Annotated in this window: 4 protein-coding genes and 1 pseudogene; 4 read left to right on the top strand and 1 reads right to left on the bottom strand. The window is 46.0% G+C overall.

The features are described 5' to 3' along the window. Positions 1-224 (bottom strand): annotated as a pseudogene (locus KDK19_RS12670) (hypothetical protein); the annotation flags it as partial. A 256-nt stretch (positions 225-480) separates the two neighbouring features. On the opposite strand from KDK19_RS12670, the gene KDK19_RS12665 reads away from it, so the two are divergent. From KDK19_RS12665 to KDK19_RS12650, 4 genes are all read left to right on the top strand, one after another. Next, positions 481-966 carry a DUF29 domain-containing protein gene (locus tag KDK19_RS12665; RefSeq protein WP_257255551.1) on the top strand — a complete coding sequence of 162 codons (486 nt, stop codon included), beginning with the start codon at positions 481-483 and terminating at the stop codon, positions 964-966. Between the two features lie 253 nt (positions 967-1,219). Next, a complete protein-coding gene (locus KDK19_RS12660) occupies positions 1,220-1,648 on the top strand; it encodes a putative toxin-antitoxin system toxin component, PIN family (protein ID WP_257292104.1) in 429 nt (142 codons plus the stop codon). Beyond that, the gene (locus KDK19_RS12655) at positions 1,645-1,863 is read left to right on the top strand and encodes a toxin-antitoxin system HicB family antitoxin (protein WP_257255553.1); all 219 of its coding nucleotides are present in this window, start codon (positions 1,645-1,647) and stop codon (positions 1,861-1,863) included. The genes KDK19_RS12660 and KDK19_RS12655 overlap by 4 nt, the downstream gene beginning before the upstream one ends. Positions 1,864-2,723: 860 nt before the next feature. Next, entirely contained in the window at positions 2,724-2,948 is a 225-nt protein-coding gene (locus tag KDK19_RS12650; RefSeq protein WP_257292103.1) for a hypothetical protein, read from the top strand. Positions 2,949-3,021 lie beyond the last annotated feature (73 nt).

Raw genomic sequence — 3,021 nt, 5'->3', positions numbered from 1 at the left:
TCAGGAGTTCGGGGATGGCGGTTATTTCATTAGATTTCTCTTCTGTTTTAAGCTGTCCCAGCCCCACGTTATTGGCCGCAGAGAAAGCACTAACCCTATGAATTGCCGACAATAACAGCGCAGATGGTCAACAAAAGGATGTCTGTTAGCTTGTGGCCGACTTTCCAAGCTTGCAGAGGGTCACTGATAATAGAGAGTTGTGAAATCAAATCGTGAGCATTCATGCTGCGGCCTTACCCTAGTGTGCAGTTATAAGGCCATAGACGTATTAAAAAGAAAACAAATATAAGCTACGTGCCAATAATTTCAGGGGTTTTCATCATTTTTCCCTGATCCAATAGTCTGTTGGATATTTGGTTCTGAGGTGAAGGTCGGCCAGGCATCAGCAAAGGGACGCATATGCATTATGAAATAACTGGATAACTTACAAAAGTTGATCTAGGTTGGAAGGCCAATGGAGTTAAACATTAAGAGATGATCATGGAAAACCTCTATAACACCGATTATCACGGCTGGATCGCCCGGCAACGTGAGCTTCTGAAAAACAACAGGCTTAACGAACTGGATATACCCAACCTGCTAGAGGCAATGGAACAGGAAATGGGGAATAACCACCATACACTTGAATCACATCTGAAGATTCTTTTATTACATCTGCTGAAATACCAGTATCAGGTAGAAGTTATCAATCCGGTGCTGCCGGAGCCATATAATTGTCGTGAATGGTTTGCAAGCATAGACAGGGCGAGGGATGCCATAGGGTCGCTACTCCGCAGAAACCCATCTCTGAAACGGGAGACCGACGTAATACTCCGTGAGGTTTACCCTAGTGCCAAGCGCATGGCTATTAAAGAAATGAACCGCTACGTGCAGAAGCACCAGCAGCTCAATAACAACAGTTTCTCACCTGACTGCCCCTGGACCTTCGGGCAAGTTATTGAGGATGACTGGCTGCCCTGCGATTAAATAGGCTACCCGGCTAACTGCATCTGGTTTTCTGTGCGAGCATGGCTTGTTTCTTGGATCGGATAGCTATCACCTTGCCATTGGTTCGTCTTGGGCTTTAAATATTTTGCTATTGCCCGACTAACTCACCAGACGATAGCTTCATTCAATTCATCTGGTATGCGGCTATGGATATCTTAGGCCCACCTAAAAGCAGGTTGGCACTGTCATTAGTAAATATTTTTTTGATAGCATATGTGCTATCATTGAATTCATGAAAACCATTGTACTTGATACCAGCTGCTTTGTTTCGGCGCTTCTCGGTATTGGCGGCGCAAGCCGGGAAATTCTCAGGTTGTGTCTGAATCGCCAGTTGAACCCTCTGATGGGCAATGCACTTTATACCGAGTATGAGTCGCTGTTAAACAGGCCAGTGCTCTGGAATAAAAGCCGTACTACCGAGTCGGAACGTGAGCAGGTGCTCAACGCGCTGCTAAGTATTACCCATTGGGTTGAGATCTATTATCTCTGGCGGCCAAACTTACCAGACGAAGCTGACAATCACCTGGTAGAACTGGCAATGGCTGGTGGTGCCAGCCATATCATCACCAAGAACATTAAAGATGTTGGTCGCGGAGAACTGAGGTTTGACCACCTGACCATTTGTAATCCAGAAGACTTTATCAGGGAGATCAGGCAATGAGCGTACTTACCATTCGACTGACCGAAGAAAAACATGAACGCTTGAAGCAATTGGCCAAGTCCAGAAATATCAGTCTGAACAAATTGATGGATGAATTATCGACCATCGCCTTGGCAGAGTTTGATACCTATAACCGTTATTTGGTCAGAGCAGAATCAGGTAATCCAAAGGAAGCTCTGAAGATTCTGGACAGGCTGGATAGTGAGTCACGGTAAAATCATGAAAGTTCGTGCCTGGCCAGGACTGCAGCCGGATAGCATGTGCTCATAACAGCTTTCCTTTGCTTTCCCTTCAGGCCTGCTTTGAACGTTTTCGAACTGTTTAGCAGAGTGACTGCAATCTGTCTAAAGTCTGCCAAAATTTCTGCTCCAGCATGACTTCGAATTCGACACTCATCTTCTCTCATCGCACCATCAAGCTTCCTTTTTCACTTTTCTTAAAACATACCCTCGTTTTCCAGGCGTCAATAGCTTCCCCTCACTACAGAGCTAAGCTATCGTTGATGAACCATTGACATAGGGAGCATGGGATATGTTTCAGACTTTTAAAGCCACTGTAGACAATCAGGGCAACCTCAAACTGCCAGATTACCAGTAAACCCTACTCTGATCCGACAGCAGTTGTTATTGCTGCAAACGACTTCAACCAGGGTACCCTTAACCGTGAGAGCTATGCGCGTCCGGGAAAGTTATTCACGGCACATCAAAGCAGAGAAGTTTAATGAAATTATTCGTCGACTACATCAAATTTTTTCAAGAAAAGAGCAATAACCCTTGAACTGATAGGTTGACTCGTTCCCTCGCTTTTAGGCCCCGTGGGTCCCAGCGTGGAAATGCATACCCACACTTGAAAACGGACTCTGTCGCATTGGCTCAGCATGGGAGCCAATGTTCTGCCAAACGTGGAAACGAGCCAAAGAACCTTGAAAATAGAACAGAGTTAAACGATGTCAATAATCAAGACCTGACCCTTTTTTCTGGCACTAGCTGGTAGGATAATCAGACCAGGCGGTTTGTTGTTAAAGTCATTCATGGTCTAAGCTTGCATCTCTTCCGTCGGTTAACACGAGCTGAGTGTGTCGCAAACGCTGTTCAAAGAACTGAAAAACATAGGCATTGATGAGGAGCTGGCGGCAAAAGTCAGTGCCTCCCTTGACCCGGACCACAATGCCAGCAAGAAAGACGTGCTCATCATGCAGGAGGCTATCTTGCAGCACCAGGTTCGCAGCGATCAAAAAATGGCCGACATGAAGGCCGAGTCAGACGCCCGTACTCAAGCAGAGCGCGCTACTACGAACTGAAAATGGAAAACTCCAAGGCATACACCGAACTGAAAACCGAAATCCACACCACCATCAACCGGCAATACCTTGT

Origin of the sequence: Endozoicomonas sp. ONNA1 (genome assembly GCF_024606325.1) — a bacterium.
Taxonomy (GTDB): Bacteria; Pseudomonadota; Gammaproteobacteria; order Pseudomonadales; family Endozoicomonadaceae; genus Endozoicomonas_A.
Note: the sequence above shows the minus strand (reverse complement) of the source record. Positions and strands in the feature narration are given on the sequence as shown.